A 15,089-nucleotide genomic window follows, 5' to 3' on the forward strand; every position below is an offset into this window, starting at 1 on the left:
CAATAAAAAAGGTCTAGCAAGCGCTAGACCTTTATCTGTTAGTTAGGCTATGAACCCAACCGCTAATATCACTTCTTTCAGACATGAAACCTGTCTAAATCAACTTAGTGAATTGGCGTATCATTCTGTTTGTTGAACTGGCCAAAATGCTTCTCTAACACTTCAGGAGTCAGTTTGCCTTCCGCCTCTAGTCGCTTGAACTCAGCAACAATTGCTTTTTGCTCTTCAAGTGATGGCAGTTTCACCTCAGGCTCATCGCCCATCTCTTGAGTCATCTGCTCTAGTTCTTTTTCAAAATCGCTCATGATACTTACCTAAATATTAAACCTAACGAGATTTTACTCATTTACGCCCTATGATGCTAGGGTGATTAAAAGCAAAGCCCGAAACCAGATCAAGCTAAAGGCAGTTAGAGGCAAATTAGCGCACTAATAAAAAGAGCCGGATTCACGATGAAATGACCCCAGCTCTTCGTCTATATCCCTTTCTAAGTCATGTTACAGCTTGAAAGAATTAAAGCTTAAATGAACCAACCATCTTATCTAGACGAGACGATAGATCACGAAGCTCTTGGCTCGCTTCAGCAAGTTGCTCAGCCGTGCCCGTTGTCACTTCGTTGATTGCGTTAATCTCTTCAATGTTCTGGTTGATGGTGTGAACTACGGTTGATTGCTCTTCCGTTGCCGTTGCCACTTGAGTGTTACGGTCTGTGATATCAACGATACGGTCTGAAATGCCACTCAGCACGTCTACCGCTTCATCCGAAGCCGATACACCTTCAAGGGTAATCACCTTACCCGCACTCATTGCCGTTACCGCATCTTTAGCATCGCTTTGCAGTTGGTTGATCATCTTTTGAATCTCTTCCGTTGAATCTGCGGTACGGCTTGCTAGGTTACGTACTTCATCCGCTACAACCGCAAAACCACGACCTTGCTCACCAGCACGGGCGGCTTCAATTGCAGCGTTCAATGCGAGTAAGTTAGTTTGCTCTGAAATATCACGAATAACACCCAGAATAGAACCGATGTCTTGAGTTGTAGAAGCCAGTTGCTCTACTACCTGACCTGTGCTTTCAATATCTTGCGCCAAACGGCTGATCGCGTCTTTTGCTTTGTTCACCACAGAGCGACCTACTTCCGTATTGCCTGAAGCTTGAGTTGCCGTTTCTGCTGCGGTTGCCGCGTTCGATGCAATCTCACTGATGGTCATACCCATTTGGTTAATGGCAGCTACGACTTGAAGGGTTTGGTCGCGCTGTTCTTGGCTGTTGTCGTGGGTGATGTGAGCTTTATTCGAAACACTCTCTGCAGCCACTTGAAGCGCTTGGCTTGTCGAACACACCTCTTTCATCGACTCGTGAATCTTTTCAATGAATCCGTTGAAGCCTTTTGAAAGCTGTGCAATTTCATCGTTGCCTTTCACTTCGATACGCTGTGCAAGGTCACCGTCGCCTTCACCTAAGTCGCCGAAACGCTTAGCCAAAAGCTTGATCGGTTGAGTAATGCTGTTCGCCAGAACTACGCCCATTAGGATAAACACTAATGCCACAACCGCAGTCATGATCAGCATCTTCTGCGCTGTCGCATCTAACTCTGCAAACACTTCACCAGTCGGAACGACACCAATAACAAACCAGTCCATTGAAGACACATACAAGCTCGCCACGAACAGCTCTTGGCCTTGGCTTTCAGTGGTAATCAGGTTAAAACCCGACTTGTTCAGTAGTTGGCTTGCTTGAGGACCGTAAAGTTGTTGAAGTGAAGAGTCACTGCGAGAACGCTCACGGTGAATTTGAACATCACCTTGGCTATCGGTTAAGAATACGAAGCCGGTATTTTCAATCTTAAAGCCGTTCAGCAGGTTAACCATGTCATCCATCGACTTTGATAGACCAGACATCGCCAAACCAGAAGGTTGTTGATAGTTAGCAAACATCTTCACTTCGCCATTGGCTTCTTGGAACATGCTCACCATGGTCGGCTGTCCAGATTGCGTAAAGCCAAAGAACCAACCATCTTGCTGTTGGTTTAACTGACGCAGGAAACCATTTTGGTTCCAGTAGTAAGCCGTTTGACGGTTCGCCACTGAGGCATCGTTCAACTGATACTGGTTACGAACATTGTTCAGCTGTTTAACCAGTTTATTTTCTAGTGCCGGATCGCGATCGGTCGATTCGATAGCATCAGAAATAAATTCATTTGAAGCAATTTGCTCCGCCGCTAGTAATAGCTGAGAGACTTCTCGGTCAATTTCACCATTGATTCGCTCTAGCATTCCTGGAAGTTCAATATCGATCAATCGATGACTTAATACATCTCTTGCTTGTTATTGTGCCATTGCGCCGACAATCACTGTCGATGCAAGAACCGCAAAGGTAATTCCAAGTACAACTTTTTGCTTGATACTCAGAGAGTTAGTTTTAAACATATTTGGACCTTTAAAAAGAATCGCTCGTTATTGGTATACCCTGAACAGGACTTTTTTAGTGCACTCCAACAAGCAATGCACAATCTGAGTGATGTATCGGCCACAACCAATAAAACTAGAGACTTTCTTCTCAAAAAACTGCAAATATGATGTAACAATTAGAAATATTCACCTTGAGCATGAATTAACTAAGCAAATACCGCATTGTCGAGAGTCAATTTTAGTTCTCACCCCCTGAGACCCAACCGAACTCAAACCACTCCCCACCGCCGAGCTTTTGTATATAAAAACCAATTGATATAGTAATAATCACAACCTAACGATTTTTTTAGCTAACCACTTGTAAATATTTCCAATTTTGAAAAAATAAATTACGCAAATGTACTGGAACTTTTTCCTCGAAATCAGTGACCAATACTCAAAATAAAAATCAAATGGATACCCAGAGAGTCCAAAATGCACAAAACAAATTTCGAAGTCCTTCAAAACTATCTAGAGTCTCAAATCATTGGTCAAAAAGAGCTCGTTAAGCAACTGATGATCGCCCTTTTAGCGGATGGTCATATCCTCGTTGAAGGACCTCCCGGCTTAGCAAAAACTCGCGCAGTAAAATCATTGGCTGATTGTGTTGAGGGTCACTTCCACCGCATTCAATTCACTCCCGATCTGTTACCTGCTGATTTGACGGGTACCGACATCTTCCGTCCTGAGACTGGGGAGTTCACTTTCCAATCAGGCCCGATTTTCAACTCGCTGATTCTAGCGGATGAGATCAACCGAGCTCCGGCGAAAGTTCAAGCGGCAATGCTGGAAGCAATGGCAGAGAAACAAGTAACTGCCGGTCGAAAAACCTATGCGCTGCCTGAGTTGTTCTTGGTAATGGCAACACAGAACCCAATTGAACAAGAAGGGACTTACCCGCTACCGGAAGCTCAGTTAGACCGATTCTTGCTTCACCTAGAGGTTGAATACCCAGATATGGAAAGCGAGCTTGAGATCTTACGACTCAACCGTGGTGAGGCTCAAGGTAACGAATCAGCTCAGCCACAACAGATATCTCAGCAAACGATCTTTGAAGCGCGCCAAGAAGTGCTCAACATTCACATGGCAGACACCATTGAGCAGTACATCATCAGACTGGTTATGGCGACTCGCCAACCTAAGCAATACAGTGACCAACTTGATCAATGGTTAGACATGGGTGTCAGCCCGCGTGCAACCATTGCGTTAGACCGTTGTGCCCGCGCTCACGCTTGGCTTGCAGGACGAGATTACGTCACGCCACAAGACGTTCAAGCGATGGCATTCCCTGTGTTACGCCACCGTCTACTGCGCAGCTACCACGCACAAGCTGAAGGTGTCACCGCAAACCAAGTGATCGCACACCTTATTTCATTGGTTGGCAGCGCATAGGGATACGCGCATGAATAATCAACTACCCAACCATAGTGACGGTGTCACGTTAAACCTGGACGAACTTCTGCAATACAAAGCGCAGTCTGTTCGCTGGTTGCCTCCCGCCAAGAGCCTTTGGTCACAGCTTAACGGCCAACACGAGAGCAACCGTAAAGGTCGCGGGATGAATTTCTCTGAAGTTCGTCAATATCAAGCGGGAGATGACATTCGCAGCATTGATTGGCGTGTAACAGCCAGAACGGGCAAAGCGCATACCAAACTTTTCTCTGAAGAACGAGAACAGCCTGTCATTTTATTCTTGGATCTATCAAGCAGTATGATTTTCGGCTCAACCTTGTTGCTGAAATCGGTTCAACTTGCACACTTTGCTAGCCAACTGTGCTGGCTTACTGTGGCTCAAAAAGATCGAATTGGCGCGGTGATCGATACTGGCAAAGAGGTCATTGAGATTAAGCCAAGTGCAAGCAACCATGCTCCACTGCGTATTTTGCAAAAAGTCATAGAAATCAATAATACGGCACTGACTAATCACGACAATCATAATGACACGACCTTAGAGCATGGACTGAAATCTCTTCACCAGCTTTGCCCTAAAGGAAGCGATATTATTATGCTCAGTGACTTTGTGCGTTACCAAGAAAGTGACTACTCACTTATCAGTCAAATTCGCCGACACAACAGAGTACGTCTTGTGCATTTCTACGACCCGCTAGAGCAAGGTGAAACCACCTATAAAGGCTCTAAACAGGTCACCGATGGCAGCAAAACTCAATGGTTTAATTTCTCTTCTAATAAAGAAAAGCAAAAGCTTAACCATGCTTTTTCGCTTAAGAAACAGCAGCTGCAACAGATGGGGTTATCTCTCGCGATACCTTATAGCTCGCTGTCGAGTGCGCAGTCACTCATGAGCCAGATATCAGGAGCTCAGTCATGAAACAGCCCTTAGATTTAAGTCCGGTGATTGCGCCAGACGCCCCGACTTGGTGGCCTTTGGCGTGGGGTTGGTGGGCAGTCATTATCACAGCCATTTTCCTGATTGCCTTGGTGTTTTTCATTCTAAAACGTAGAAAAAACAATCAACAGGCGAAACAAGAAGCGCTGTCTTACTTTAGTAATAGTCAGTCCCAAGATGGCTTGTCTCCGAGCAAAGCTCAAGACATCGTTCGTCAAGCAGCACTGAGCTATTTCCCTCGTGAAAAAATTGCAGGTTTGTCTGGTGATGATTGGTTGAAGTTCTTAGATGCGCAATTGGCGAAGCCGTTATTTGTAGCAAAACAATCCCAGTGGCAACAAGCGCTCTATCAAGATGTAGCCCTAATGAACGACGAACAGAAAAAGGCTCAACAGCAATTGGTTAATGATTGCGAAACTTGGCTTCGCAAAGCACTTCCTCCAAAGCGAGGTCGTTATGAGTGATTTTCTAAGCACTATGTTTCTAAGCAGGGACTTGCTAAACATCGAGTTCGTTTGGTGGTGGATGTTCTTCATCGCGCCACTGCCGTTGCTCGTTTACTTGTTCTCACCAAAGTCAGAATCGAGCAATGCCCTAAGGCTTCCATTTCTGCCAGAAGACAGCAATACCAAAACACCGAGCAGTCGCTTACCAAAGGCGTTGTCCGTGATTATCTGGCTTCTGCTGGTTACGGCGAGCGCACGCCCTGTATGGTATGGCGAACCGGTGGAGTTTCAGCCGAAACATCGTGATTTAATGTTAGTTGTCGACCTCTCCTATTCGATGAGCCAAGAAGACATGCAGTTCAATGGCGAATACATCGACCGCTTGTCGGCGGTGAAACGCGTATTGAGTGACTTTATTGAGCGACGAAAAGGCGACCGAGTTGGACTGGTGTTATTTGCTGATCACGCCTACTTGCAGACCCCGCTTACGCTAGATAGAGATACGCTTTCACAACAGCTCAATCAAGCGGTGTTAAAGCTGATTGGTACTCAAACAGCGATTGGTGATGGTATTGGTCTTGCCACCAAAACCTTTGTCGATAGCGATGCGCCCCAACGTGTAATGATTCTACTCAGCGACGGCAGTAATACCGCCGGGGTATTAGACCCATTAGAAGCGGCGGATATTGCAAAGAAATACGACGCAACGATTTACACCGTGGGTGTCGGTGCAGGCGAGATGATGGTCAAAGAGTTCTTCATGACGCGCAAAGTCAATACTGCTCAAGACTTGGATGAACGTACACTAATAGAAATTGCCAAACGCACCGGCGGTCAGTACTTCCGAGCGCGTGACAGCAAAGAGTTAGCGACGATTTACGACACCATTAACCAGTTAGAGCCCGTGACGAACGCCACTAAGATCTGGCGACCGCAACAAGAGTGGTTTGTATGGCCACTGTCGGCGGCAATGTTCTTCGCATTTATGCTGTTAGCCATTAGGAGAAACAATGTCTAACTTTACTTTTATCTACCCATATTGGTTCTTGGCGCTTGCCGTGCTGCCCGCTATTTGGTGGCTGAGCAAGACACAGTCCAAACAAGGATTACTCGCGTCACACATCGCCCGTTACTTGGCGCCAGAATCGAGTAAGCCATCGAAAAATCGCAGTACTTACTTCGGTATTTGGTGGCTGGTCGGCGTTATTGCGTTAGCTGGGCCAAGCTTCGAGAAAAACGAACAACCAAGCTTTGAAAAAACGCAGGCACGAGTTGTGATCATGGACATGTCGATGTCAATGTATGCCACCGATATTAAGCCGAATCGCTTAACTCAAGCGCGATACAAGGCTCTTGATCTGCTTTCATTATGGAAGGAAGGGCTAACAGGCATGGTGGCGTATGCTGGGGATGCTTACACCATTAGCCCGCTAACGTCAGACATCAACACCATCAAAAACCTAGTGCCTAACCTATCGCCAGATATCATGCCTTATCAAGGTGGTGATGCCGCATCAGCTGTTAAGCTTGCGATTGATATGATGACTCGCGCGAAGATCTACCAAGGTGATTTGGTATTGATTGCTGATGACATCGATGACCAAGAGAAGAAGCAGATCGACTCCCTACTCTCTGGCAACGATTGGACATTGTCGATTCTAGCTGTAGGGAGTGAAAACGGTGCGCCAATCTCGTTACCTACGGGGTCGATGCTGCAAAGCGACTCAGGACAAACCGTGGTGGCAAGAACCAACTTGAAGAACATGCGCGAGCTTACACGCAGCTATGGTGGCACGTTCACTGAAGTTCAATTTGATAACTCAGATGTTGAACACATCGCGAGCTACCTTGACCGCGTTGCAACAACATCGGAAGTAACCAAGACCAAGAACTCACTCAACACCAGAGTGAACAACGGTTTCTGGTTACTGCCTTTGCTATTACTTCCGGCACTTGGATTATTCAGGAAAGGGGTTATTTGGTGTGCCTTAGCTGGAGTTATCTCTTTTAGCCAACCAAATACTGCGTTTGCGAACCCGTGGAAAACCAATGATCAAGTAGGCTATCAGCTGTATCAGGACGAGGACTTCCAACAAGCTGCTGAACAGTTCACCCAACAAGAGTGGAAAGGCATTGCTCAATACAAAGCCGGTGATTTCGAAGCCGCAGAGCAGACGCTGCAAGACCTTTCTGGTGAAGATGCTCGCTACAACCTTGCTAACGCCCAAGCCCAACAAGGTAAGTACGATCAAGCAATAGAAGAGTATCAACGTATTCTCGAAATCAACCCTGAGCATGCTTATGCCAAGAAGAACTTAGAGGTCGTCGAACAAGCCCAGAAGCAACAGCAACAGCAACAGCAACAGCAAGGCGATTCTGACTCCAAAGACCAGAAAGACCAAAATCAGCAAGGTCAGCAAGGTCAGCAAGGTCAGCAAGGTCAGCAAGGTCAGCAAGGTCAGCAAAATGATTCTTCGCAAAGCTCTCAGGATCAACAACAAAGCTCCGCTGACAATGGCAAGTCGCAAGATCAAAGCAGTAACCAAGATCAACGTGGTCGCCAAGATCAAAACTCAGCTCAAGGCCAACCTGAAAATCACTCTGACTCTGAAAAGTCTAAACAAGACGACAAGCAAGCCACGCAACAAAGTAACAGTGATCAGCCGAAACAGAGTGACCAAGAAGGCGCTACACCTCAAAGTGCTAGCGCACAACAAGCTTCAAAAGAAGATGGTGAGCAAAGTAGTCAGCAAGCTGTAGCACAAACCTCAGATCAACCTCTGTCGAGCGACCCTGACATGCGAAAACTTGAGCAAGTAGAAAGCGCCCGTGACCCGAGCCAACTGCTTAAAGCGCAAATGATTTTACAAGCACGACAAAAAAGTGCTCCTAACAACCAGAACAAAAAGTGGTAACCATGCGATTTTTAAACAAGCCATTTTTATCCGTACTCCTAACATTGTTGTTGGGAGCTTTCTCGTCCTTCTCAGTATTGGCTGCAAACGCCGTGGCGAGCGTTTCACATAACAGTGTCACCAAAGATGAAGTGTTCCTTCTTAGAGTTGCAACCGATGAAAAGGTCTCCTCTGATGCTCTAGATCTAACAGCGCTCCAGCAGGATTTCTATGTTGGCACACCAAACTTTGGGTCTTCGATGCGAATCGTCAATGGCAGCCGTTCGGTATCAAGTGAATGGAACATTAGCCTTGCTCCACTGCGTTTGGGTAAGTTGCAAATCCCGAGTTTTGATATTGAAGGGGCAAAAACCAAGCCTATCACCATCAATGTTGCAATTAACAAAGCCGCTCCAACTCAACATGATATGGCAGAGTTCCAGCTTAATCTCAGCAAGAACTCGCTGTACCCAGAAGAAGTGGCTGAGCTTGATGTAAAACTCATCATCAAAGCTGACCCAAGAAGGCTGCAAGATCCTAAAATAGCGCCACCGAGCTCGCCGGGCTTAGATGTGGAACCTATTGGTGAATCGAAGCAATTTCAAGATGTTCTCAATGGACAAGAGGTGACGGTAGTTCAACAGTCTTTCCGTATCTCTTCACAAAAGGCCGGACAGTTTAAGCTGAATGGACCGAAGCTGAATGGAGCCGTTGTTTACTCAACCAACAACTCCAGTACAACGCGTCTGTTCCAGCTCGACACGCCCGTTGAAATCTTAGATGTAACTGTGAAGGACGTACCAAAAGGCTACCAAGGTGAGTGGTTACCAACATCAAACTTCAAACTGATTCAACAATGGTCAGATAGCCAAGGCAATCAACTGGGAAATAGTAATGGTTTAGAAGGCGACAACCAAACCATTGAAATGGAAGCGGGTGATTCGTTAACTCGTACCATCACGATGACGGCTAGCAACTTAACGCAACACCAGCTGCCAAAACTGAATATCACCTACCCTAATTCGGTACGTGTTTATGAAGAGAAGCCGCAATTTGGCACAACTCAGTCAGGTGATTCTGTCGTTGTTTACAAGCAAGTCTTGATTCCGAAAGAGGCAGGAAACATCTCGCTTCCTGATGTGTCTCAAGCTTGGTTTAACACCGATTTGCAATCAGAACAAACAAGCAAAGCGCAGGGGCTAGAGTTAGCGGTAAAAGCAAGTGATCGCGCAACGTCAAGCACTCCACCAGTAACTGCTACGCCCGCCCAACAAGTAAGCCCGACGGTTGTTACTGTGGATAGCCCTGGGATCTGGCCTTATCTCACCGCCCTATTTGCAGCTTTGTGGCTAATCAGCTCAGCATTGGCATTCTACTTCTGGTCACGCCGCGGTGTAACGACAAAACCAACACACACTGTTGAACGTCAATCAGATACCGCAGAAGCGCTTATTGAAGCTCTAAGAACGAAAGATGGCGTGATGACCAGAACCTTATTTGAGCAATGGAAATCTGAAAATACAGATCTAAGTGATGAGACGTTACAAACCGTTGAAGCCGAACTCACCAAGCTAAACCAAAGCCTTTATGGTGAAGCCGGTTCACCAGCCCAAACATGGAGCCCTGAGCTGGCAATCAAAACGGTGAAGAAGCCCAAGAGAGTTGCGAGTAAAAAGCATAATAGTTCGCTAGAAAATCTTTAGTCGACGCTGTTCATCAAGAACAGTAAAACACAAAGACCGTTGATCATCTTGAGATCAACGGCCTTTATTTTAAGAAAGAGAGGCTGTGACTTTTTTACGTTTTAAGGCAGAAACGATTCGATTTCTCCCAGAGTCTTTGGCTTGATACAAGGCTTTATCTGCCTTGCCATACAGTAGGTCGAAGTCAAACTGGTGCTGATCAGAAGTTATCGAGGCATAGCCAACGGATGCCGTTAAATATGGGCTGGTACTACTTTCACAATGCAGGATTTTTGCCTCTTCAATGCATTTTCTAATCGACTCTGCACGTTGCTTTGTCTCTGAGTGATTCGTGCCAATCATCAACAACATAAACTCCTCTCCGCCAATCCGGCAGAAGGTTTCTTTATCATTGTGAACATGGGCATTCAGTATCTCACCTACCGTCCTCAGAGCCGCATCCCCTTCAGTATGACCATAGACACTGTTGTACAAACCAAAGTGGTCGAGGTCGACAAGAATCAAGCCAAATGTAATTTCGTTCTGTAAGGCAAAGGCACCTTGATCGTCACCGTTCAAGTCTTCTAGAACCTGCGACAACATACGGCGGTTTCCAAGGCGCGTAAGAGGATCTAGCTTAGAAATGATATCCAATTGCTCATTCGCCAACTCTAGCTCTTGGGTACGCTTACTGACTTCTTGCTCCAATGTTTCATTGAGCTTTTTCAGTTCTTCTTGAGCCATGGTTCTTTGCAGCACCTCAGCAAGGCTCGAAGCAAAGATACGTATTACCTCACGAAGCTGTGAGGTTAAAGGACTGCGAGTTAATAGGTTATCAGCAGCGATAAACGCAATCGGCTCACCCGTATTGGTGGTGAGCATGGTCATTGCCGTCCAACCGACTCCCACAATATTGAAATCGTGGTAGATAGGAACTGATTCTTCAAAGGCAACTTGATTAGGGCAAGCACGAGCTGCGGCTACAATGTCACGTTCCACCAGCTCAGAGCGATAATAGGACTCATCGACAATATCGCCTTTGATGTCAGTGCCCCAAGTACCTTGCATGTAACTGCACTTTTTGTCTGTTAGGAAAACAGCCAGTCGATCGATACCTAGATGTTGAATCGCAAAACTAACCGCGGACTTACAGACTTCACTGACGCTATCGCATCGAGACAGCTCAACCATACTCGAGTGCAACATACGTATGTTCTGCTCTTGGCGCTTGCGAATATAGATTTGAGAAAGCAAAGAGCCAAAAGACTCAAGCATCTGCTTTTGATAGTTAGTAATCGGTGAGCGATGAATGTAGTTATCCATGGCGATCCAGCCGACAGGTTTGTCGCCTTCACGCAAGATAAGCATGCCATTCCACCCCTGCCCGACCACCTTACCTTCTGTATACAGGGGCGCATTATCGATGATGACTAGATTAGTATGGTTATCAGACAGCGCTTCAATGTATTCCGCTTCAAGTTGGTGCAAATCGTATTGAGTGTGGTGTTCACTGTTGGTTTTACCCGCTTCGTCAGTGCCATAAGTGCCGCTGAAACAACGCTTTTTCATATCAAGCAACATGAAGATCGCACGATCAAACCCTAACCTGTCTCGCACAGCCTCAACCGATGCTTTATACAAAGCATCGAGTGACTCAGGGTTAGAAAGCTCAAGCGCGACCTGATGAACCAGCTTCATGTTCTCTACAAACAGCTCACGTAACTTTATCTCATCTAAGTATTGAGCTTCACGTGTGTCTCTGTGTTTGATTTCTAGCGCCGCGTTCTTTTCGGCACGAATACATTGCCAACGGGCAGCCGCGAGCTGTAACACATCAAGATCTTGGTCAAAGGTTTGATTAACCTTCTCAGCATTGCAATTTTGAACAATTAAATAAGTTCTGGAGGCAGGTGCGTTGTCGAGCATCATGATAAACGACTCCCCACCAAGCACTTTCATGTGTTCCCACTTGCAGGTGTTGATAGCCATTGGCAAAACCCCGTCTGCGGTATCAAACTGTGAGACCCACGGCCAAAATGTAGAGGGGTAGCTCGCCAATGAGGTTAGGTCGCCATAAGAAAAAAGCGGTAATGCGTCGCTCTCCGGCGTCGGTTCAGCAAATATTCCTATCCCTTTTGGAGTAAGTACCTTAACCAGATAGTCAAAAAGAGACTCAGCCAACAGACGATGGTCGCGTGTCGCAGATATTTGTTTTGCAAAGGCTTTAACAGGCACAGCTTCCTTCCATTGGCGATTAAGAATAAAGCAAAAATACAGAAGGCTTGATATGCAATCAATGTAAGTAAAAATGAGATGTTAAGCGGGTCGCAGTTTCACCTTTAACATTATCACAAGCATGAGAAGGACGACAAAAATGGGATTCTCTGCCCAAAATCACATCGACATTGGGGATTTTTTAGACACATAAAAAAGCCCCACCTATAGTGGGGCAAAACTTCCATCGCTTATAGTTATAGTGATAATTCTGTTGTTCTATTCGATTTTCTAACCTGCGTTTCAGTTAGTGTGTAAAGGTATCTAATCGCTTAAATACCACACGTAAATCGTCGATTAACCGAAGTCACCGTTTACGTAACCTTTAGTACGATCATCTTTTGGTTCACTGAAGATAACGCTGGTTTCGTTATGCTCTACAAGCTCTCCCATTAGGAAGAAAGCCGTGCGGTCTGAGATACGACGCGCTTGCTGCATTGAGTGCGTTACGATAACGATAGTGAAGTCTTTCTTCAGATCTTCCATCAATTCTTCAATCTTGTGTGTCGCGATTGGGTCTAGAGCAGATGTTGGTTCATCCATCAGGATTACATCTGGTTCCATTGCAATGGTACGTGCGATACATAGACGCTGTTGTTGACCACCAGACAGACCAAATGCATGCGCTTTAAGACGGTCTTTTACTTCATCCCACAGTGCAGCACTGCGTAGCGAGCGCTCAACCACTTCATCGATGTGTTTTTTGTCTTTGATACCTTGAGCACGTAGGCCGTATGCCACGTTCTCGTAGATGCTCATTGGGAACGGGTTTGGCTTTTGGAATACCATGCCTACGCGGATACGTAGGTCAGCGACATCGATATTACCGTAGATGTCAGTGCCATCCATATCCAGCTTACCCTTAATCGTAACGCCTTCAATTAGGTCATTCATGCGGTTCAAACAACGCAATAGTGTTGATTTACCACAGCCAGACGGGCCAATCAGAGCAGTAACCTGGCGAGTTGGAATTGGCAGGTTGATAGATTTAAGCGCTTGGTTGTCGCCGTAAAACAGATCTAGGTTCTCAATATCAAATTTATTCATGTTCGTAATCTCTAAATTCTTAAATTCGTGTCTAACTTGATGCTTTCTTTATCACGGGGGCTCGCTTTATTTATGAGCCAGCTAATGAGCTTAGTAAGTTGCCGTGTTGAAGCGTCTCGCAATCAGTTTTGTAACCATGTTGATCAAGAGAACCAGTACGATTAGGACTGTCGCCGTGCCGTAGGCTTGGTTCCACTCATCGATAGTAAATAGCTCTGTTGTCAGCTTATATAGGTGAACCGTTAGTGTACGGCCAGAATCGAATACCGACTCAGGAACACGTGCCACCATACCTGCTGTTAAAAATACAGGTGCTGATTCGCCAATTACACGACCAATACTAAGAATGACCGAAGTTAAGATACCTGGCATTGCGCTTGGTAAGATCAAACGCCAGATAGTGTAGATTTTTGAAGCGCCAAGGCCGTATGAGCCTTCGCGGTAAGTTTGTGGCACTGCCATCAATGCTTCTTCTGTAGTACGAATGATTACAGGAAGAATCAGGATACTTAGCGTTAGTGCACCCGACAGAATCGAGAAGCCAAGACCAAGAATCGAAACAAAGAAGGTCATACCGAACAGACCAAAGATGATCGATGGGATACCAGCTAACGACTCAGTACAGAATCGAATCACTTTCACCAATCGGCTACCTACTTTCGCATATTCAGTTAAGTATATCGCCGTCATGATGCCCAGTGGCGCGGCTACCGCAATCGATGCGATTACCATGTAGATCGTGGCAATGATCATTGGGAAAATACCACGTTCTTCACCAGTACGAGTGTAATCGTCAGTGATGAAGTTCCAATCTACGTATTGCAGACCGTTCGATAGGATGTACCAAATAATCCAGAATAAGAAACCAACGGTTACAGCTGCAGCTGCCCAGATAAAACCTTTTAGGATGTTATCTTTGGTTTGACGTGCTTGTTTTAGTTTTACGCGATCCATATTACTTATCCTCGCCTACTTCGCTTTTTCACGGTTAAGATAAAGTAGAGCACCATTTAACATCATGATGAACACTAGAAGTACAACACCTGTTGCGTACAGTGCGTTAGCGTGAACGCCACTTGCGTAAGACATTTCAATTGCAATGTTTGCTGTTAGCGTACGAGCAGAGTCCAAAATGCCTTCTGGCATTGCTGGCGCGTTACCCATAACCATGATGATTGCCATCGTTTCGCCAAGTGCGCGGCCGATACCCAAAATCACACCAGTCATAATGCCTGAACGTGCAGCAGGAACGAGTAGCTTAAAAATCGTGTAGATTTTCGAAGCACCCAGTGCAAGTGAACCTTCTTTGTATGTACGAGGTACCGCACGAATCGAAGTTTCAGAAACCGTGATAACGGTAGGAAGAATCATGATACCCAGAACAATGATACCCGCCAGGATAGTGTTACCCGCTGGTACTTGGAAAACGTTTTGAATCATTGGAACGATAATTACTAGACCGAAGAAGCCGTAAACTACCGACGGGATACCCGCTAGAAGCTCAACTGCTGGTCGAATAATATCTGCAAGACGCTTTGGAGCAATCTCAGCAATAAAAATAGCGGTTAATACACCAACTGGCACACCAACAACTACAGCTCCAAGTGTCGAAACAATCGATGCAACAATCATGGTTGCAACACCGAATAGAGCTGGAGGTAACCAGTCAACACCCAGAACGATGCCAGAAACACCGGCCTCTTGGAATGCAGGGATACTCTCTGCAACGATAAAGTAAGCGATAACGGCTAGTGATACGATGCCGATTACAGCACTCGATAAGAACAAGCCGTGGAAGATTCTTTCTCTCCAGTCGATGCGCTTCTTAGCACGTAGACTTGGCTTGTTGATTTGAGTCGCTTCAGTATTCATAAGCTTTTCACTATTTGCGATGGTCATATATAAAATCTCAAACTTTGTGGCTCAATAAGAGCTCGAAATAAACAAA

The 15,089-nt window shown here is 45.8% G+C and carries 11 protein-coding genes and 1 pseudogene; 6 read left to right on the forward strand and 6 right to left on the reverse strand.

The features are described 5' to 3' along the window. Positions 1-104 precede the first annotated feature (104 nt). Both ACED46_RS05235 and ACED46_RS05240 read right to left on the reverse strand, forming a co-directional pair. Positions 105-305, reverse strand: coding sequence for a hypothetical protein (locus tag ACED46_RS05235; RefSeq protein WP_010431457.1), 201 nt, complete (start codon positions 303-305; stop codon positions 105-107). A gap of 208 nt (positions 306-513) precedes the next feature. Next, positions 514-2,430, reverse strand: a pseudogene (locus tag ACED46_RS05240) (methyl-accepting chemotaxis protein). A 456-nt stretch (positions 2,431-2,886) separates the two neighbouring features. Between ACED46_RS05240 and ACED46_RS05245 the strand changes: the two are divergent. The 6 genes from ACED46_RS05245 to ACED46_RS05270 are packed head-to-tail and all read left to right on the forward strand — an operon-like array spanning position 2,887 to position 9,841. Further along, positions 2,887-3,843: a MoxR family ATPase gene (locus tag ACED46_RS05245; protein ID WP_017064262.1), complete on the forward strand. Its 957-nt coding sequence runs from the start codon at positions 2,887-2,889 to the stop codon at positions 3,841-3,843. A gap of 10 nt (positions 3,844-3,853) precedes the next feature. Next, a complete protein-coding gene (locus ACED46_RS05250; protein WP_017060044.1) occupies positions 3,854-4,780 on the forward strand; it encodes a DUF58 domain-containing protein in 927 nt (308 codons plus the stop codon). Beyond that, positions 4,777-5,262 (forward strand): DUF4381 domain-containing protein, encoded by a 486-nt coding sequence (locus tag ACED46_RS05255; RefSeq protein ID WP_017065687.1) that lies wholly within the window; start codon positions 4,777-4,779, stop codon positions 5,260-5,262. The genes ACED46_RS05250 and ACED46_RS05255 overlap by 4 nt, the downstream gene beginning before the upstream one ends. Beyond that, positions 5,255-6,262: a VWA domain-containing protein gene (locus ACED46_RS05260; protein ID WP_017065686.1), complete on the forward strand. Its 1,008-nt coding sequence runs from the start codon at positions 5,255-5,257 to the stop codon at positions 6,260-6,262. The genes ACED46_RS05255 and ACED46_RS05260 overlap by 8 nt, the downstream gene beginning before the upstream one ends. Further along, positions 6,255-8,159 (forward strand): VWA domain-containing protein, encoded by a 1,905-nt coding sequence (locus tag ACED46_RS05265; RefSeq protein WP_371721022.1) that lies wholly within the window; start codon positions 6,255-6,257, stop codon positions 8,157-8,159. The genes ACED46_RS05260 and ACED46_RS05265 overlap by 8 nt, the downstream gene beginning before the upstream one ends. Before the next feature lie 2 nt (positions 8,160-8,161). Continuing rightward, positions 8,162-9,841, forward strand: a complete 1,680-nt coding sequence (locus ACED46_RS05270; RefSeq protein ID WP_371721023.1) for a BatD family protein — start codon at positions 8,162-8,164, stop codon at positions 9,839-9,841. Between the two features lie 69 nt (positions 9,842-9,910). Here the strand turns inward: ACED46_RS05270 and ACED46_RS05275 are convergent, their stop codons facing one another. The 4 genes from ACED46_RS05275 to pstC form a co-directional block, all read right to left on the reverse strand. After that, entirely contained in the window at positions 9,911-12,055 is a 2,145-nt protein-coding gene (locus tag ACED46_RS05275; RefSeq protein WP_017064257.1) for a GGDEF domain-containing protein, read from the reverse strand. A 336-nt stretch (positions 12,056-12,391) separates the two neighbouring features. Continuing rightward, a complete protein-coding gene (gene pstB, locus ACED46_RS05280; protein WP_004737715.1) occupies positions 12,392-13,141 on the reverse strand; it encodes a phosphate ABC transporter ATP-binding protein PstB in 750 nt (249 codons plus the stop codon). Between the two features lie 90 nt (positions 13,142-13,231). Continuing rightward, positions 13,232-14,095, reverse strand: coding sequence for a phosphate ABC transporter permease PstA (gene pstA, locus ACED46_RS05285; protein WP_017064256.1), 864 nt, complete (start codon positions 14,093-14,095; stop codon positions 13,232-13,234). 15 nt (positions 14,096-14,110) lie between these two features. Then, complete coding sequence (gene pstC, locus ACED46_RS05290) at positions 14,111-15,040, reverse strand: phosphate ABC transporter permease subunit PstC (RefSeq protein WP_017064255.1); 930 nt, start codon at positions 15,038-15,040, stop codon at positions 14,111-14,113. Positions 15,041-15,089: the final 49 nt, after the last annotated feature.

This window comes from Vibrio sp. 1S139, assembly GCF_041439475.1.
GTDB lineage: Bacteria > Pseudomonadota > Gammaproteobacteria > Enterobacterales > Vibrionaceae > Vibrio > Vibrio crassostreae_C.

Bases quoted from the DNA above. Each gene is read 5' to 3' on its own strand.
- ACED46_RS05235 (WP_010431457.1), bottom strand. From the start codon at position 305: ATGAGCGATTTTGAAAAAGAACTAGAGCAGATGACTCAAGAGATGGGC.
- ACED46_RS05245 (WP_017064262.1), top strand. From the start codon at position 2,887: ATGCACAAAACAAATTTCGAAGTCCTTCAAAACTATCTAGAGTCTCAA.
- ACED46_RS05250 (WP_017060044.1), top strand. From the start codon at position 3,854: ATGAATAATCAACTACCCAACCATAGTGACGGTGTCACGTTAAACCTG.
- ACED46_RS05255 (WP_017065687.1), top strand. From the start codon at position 4,777: ATGAAACAGCCCTTAGATTTAAGTCCGGTGATTGCGCCAGACGCCCCG.
- ACED46_RS05260 (WP_017065686.1), top strand. From the start codon at position 5,255: ATGAGTGATTTTCTAAGCACTATGTTTCTAAGCAGGGACTTGCTAAAC.
- ACED46_RS05265 (WP_371721022.1), top strand. From the start codon at position 6,255: ATGTCTAACTTTACTTTTATCTACCCATATTGGTTCTTGGCGCTTGCC.
- ACED46_RS05270 (WP_371721023.1), top strand. From the start codon at position 8,162: ATGCGATTTTTAAACAAGCCATTTTTATCCGTACTCCTAACATTGTTG.
- pstB (WP_004737715.1), bottom strand. From the start codon at position 13,141: ATGAATAAATTTGATATTGAGAACCTAGATCTGTTTTACGGCGACAAC.
- pstA (WP_017064256.1), bottom strand. From the start codon at position 14,095: ATGGATCGCGTAAAACTAAAACAAGCACGTCAAACCAAAGATAACATC.
- pstC (WP_017064255.1), bottom strand. From the start codon at position 15,040: ATGACCATCGCAAATAGTGAAAAGCTTATGAATACTGAAGCGACTCAA.